This window comes from Corallococcus sp. 4LFB, from assembly GCF_046520365.1.
Classification (GTDB): Bacteria; Myxococcota; Myxococcia; order Myxococcales; family Myxococcaceae; genus Corallococcus; species Corallococcus caeni.
The window spans coordinates 1-2,756 of record NZ_JBKGHJ010000757.1 but is presented as its reverse complement, the minus strand read 5'-3'; the positions used below and the strand labels follow the sequence as shown (position 1 = coordinate 2,756).

At 72.9% G+C, this 2,756-nt stretch carries 2 protein-coding genes; one reads left to right on the top strand and one right to left on the bottom strand.

Going from position 1 to position 2,756, the window contains the following annotated elements; translation table 11 throughout:
• On the top strand, positions 1–2,126 hold a 2,126-nt coding region (locus ACLEQD_RS40730; protein ID WP_410391309.1), incomplete at its 5' end, for a DUF3858 domain-containing protein.
• Between the two features lie 59 nt (positions 2,127–2,185).
• Here ACLEQD_RS40730 and ACLEQD_RS40725 read toward each other — a convergent pair.
• On the bottom strand, positions 2,186–2,756 hold a 571-nt coding region (locus ACLEQD_RS40725), incomplete at its 5' end, for an isoaspartyl peptidase/L-asparaginase (protein WP_410391308.1).

Genomic DNA, 2,756 nt, shown 5'->3' with positions numbered 1-2,756 from the left:
AGGCGCGGCGGGTGGACCACCTGCGCACGCGCGGCGACCTGGAGGGCGCGGCGAAGGGCTACACGCGGCTGCTGGCGCAGGACCCGGACAACCTCACCACCGCCGCGGCGCTCTCCAGCATCTACCTGAGCCAGCGCCGCTACGACGACGCGGCGAAGGTGCTCCAGGCGCAGGCCCGGGTGTGGCCGCGCAACGCCGAAATCCTCAAGCGGCTGGCGGACGTGCGCGAGTACGCGGGCCAGGGCGCGGAGGCGCTGAAGCTGCGCGAGCAGGCGCTCAAGCTGGACGGCACGGACCTGTCGCTGCGCCGCGCGGTGGAGCGCGCGAAGACGGGCAAGGAGCTGCTGGCGGCGTACGCCATTGACGGCAAGGAGGCGCTGAAGGCCTACGAGGCGGCGCCGGTGACGGGCGGCAGCTCGGCGGCGTACGTGCTGGACGCGGCGGCGGTGCAGGTCTACCCGGACGGCTCGCTCGTCAACCGCATCCACACCATCCAGAAGGCGCTGGAGCAGTCGGGCGTGCAGGACATCGCGGAGGTGAACATCCCGCGCGGCGCCCAGGTGCTGGCGCTGCGCACCCTCAAGGCCGACGGCCGCGTGCTGGAGCCGGAGAACATCGAGGGCAAGGACACCATGAGCCTGCCCGGCGTGCAGGTCGGTGACTCCGTGGAGGTGGAGTACCTGATGCCCGAGAGCGACCGCGGCCCCGCGCAGCCGGGCTTCACCGCGTCCGCGTTCTACTTCCAGATCGCCAACCAGCCGAACGCGTGGAGCACGTACACCGTCGTCGCGCCCAAGGGCAGCGGCATGAAGGTGGACGCGCACGGCATGAAGGCGCCGCCGCCGGAGGTGAAGGGCGACGTGGAGGTGTTCCACTACGACGCGCGCCGCGTGCCGCCGTTCATCCCGGAGCCGGACGCGCCGCCCTCCGGCAACGAGTACCTGCCCTTCGTGATGGTGGGCGCGGGCGAGACGGGCAACGACGGCCTGGCGCGCGTGTACGGCGACGCGTTCCAGGACCGGTGGCTGCGCACGTCCGAAGTGGAGGCGTTCGCGCGCCAGGCCACGGAGGGCAAGAAGGGCCTGGACGCGGTGAAGGCGCTGCACGCCGCGGTGATGAAGCGCTTCTCCGGGCGCGACGCGAGCCTCGCGCAGTCCGCCGCCTCCACCGTGGCGCAGGACCGCGGCAGCCGGCTCACCGTGATGAAGGCGGGCCTGGAGACGCTGGGCATCCCCTCGCGCATCGCGGCCATCCGCACCTTCAACACCGACCCCGCGCCCTACCTCTTCCCGGCGGACGCGCTCCTGCCCTACGCGGCGCTGCGCGTGGAGGTGCCGGACGAGGAGCCCGTGTGGCTGGACACGTCCGTGCGCTACGGCCCCTTCGGCGAGCTGCCGGAGGCCGCCATGGGCGAGCGCGAGGCGTACCTGCTGCCGGAGCCCGGCAAGCCCCTGCGGAAGGTGAAGACGCCGCCGCTCAAGCCGCGCGCGGGCAAGGACGTGAAGCTCACGCTGGAGCTGGGCGCCGACGGCAGCCTCAAGGGCCAGGGCGAGGAGACGTACTCCGGCTTCGAGGCCGCCCAAATCGCGGAGGCCTTCGAGCAGCTCTCCGCGGAGAGCCGCAAGCAGGCGCTCCAGGGCGCGGTGTCGCGCTACTTCGGCGGCGCGGAGCTGGCGTCCGTGAAGCTGGAGCATGAGGAGGCCGTGGGCGCGCCCTTCGTGCTGCGCTACGCGTTCACCGTGCCGCGCTTCGGGCGCATGGAGGGCGACAGCCGCATGGCGCTGGGCCCCCTCACCTTCCCCGCCCTGCTGGGCCGGCGCTACGTGCAGCTGTCCACGCGCACCACGCCGCTCTACATCGACGACACGGAGGCCAGCCGCACCCACGTCGCCCTCACCCTGCCCCAGGGCTGGAAGCTCAGCGACCCGCAGGCGGACCTGAAGGTGGACAGCGAGTTCGGCCACTTCACCCGCACGGAGAAGCAGGAGGGGCGCACGCTCAGCATCGCGGAGTCCATCCACATGCCCCGCGCCCGCGTCACCCCGGCGGAGTACGAGAAGTTCTCCGCCTTCGCCGGTGACGTGGACCTGCTCCAGGTGCGCGAGCTGTTCCTCGTGAAGCAGTAGGCGCCGCGACGCTCCGCGCGTCACGTCAGTGATGCGCGGAGCCGGGTCCGGCCGCCTGCCTAGGGCTGCTGGAAGATGGCGACGGTGGGCGTGCCGTCCTCGCCGATGGAGCCGCGGTACATGCCGCTGGAGTTGAAGGGCATGGCCACGTGGCCCTGGCGGTCCATGGCGATGACGCCGCCCTCGCCGCCGGCCTTCACCAGCACGTCGTTGATGACGTAGCTGGCGGCCTCCGGGAGCGGCAGGTCCTGGTACTCGACGCGGGCGCAGATGTCGCGCGCCACGGTGTAGCGGATGAAGAACTCCCCGTGGCCCGTGGCGGAGACGGCGCAGCGCTCATCCGCGTAGGTGCCCGCGCCGATGATGGGCGAGTCCCCCACCCGGCCGAAGCGCTTGTTGGTCATGCCGCCCGTGGACGTGCCCGCCGCGAGGTCGCCGTGCTGGTCCAACGCCACCGCGCCCACCGTGCCGAACTTGTGGTCCCCCGTGATGGGGTCCACGCCCGGCGTCAGCGACGAGCCGGGCTGCGGCTGCGGCTGCGCGGGCTGCCCCTGCTGCGACGGCGGAGGCGTCGTCGGAGCCTGTCCCCGGGGCTGACGGCGCGGGCGTCGCGGGCGGCTGCCCCGGGGG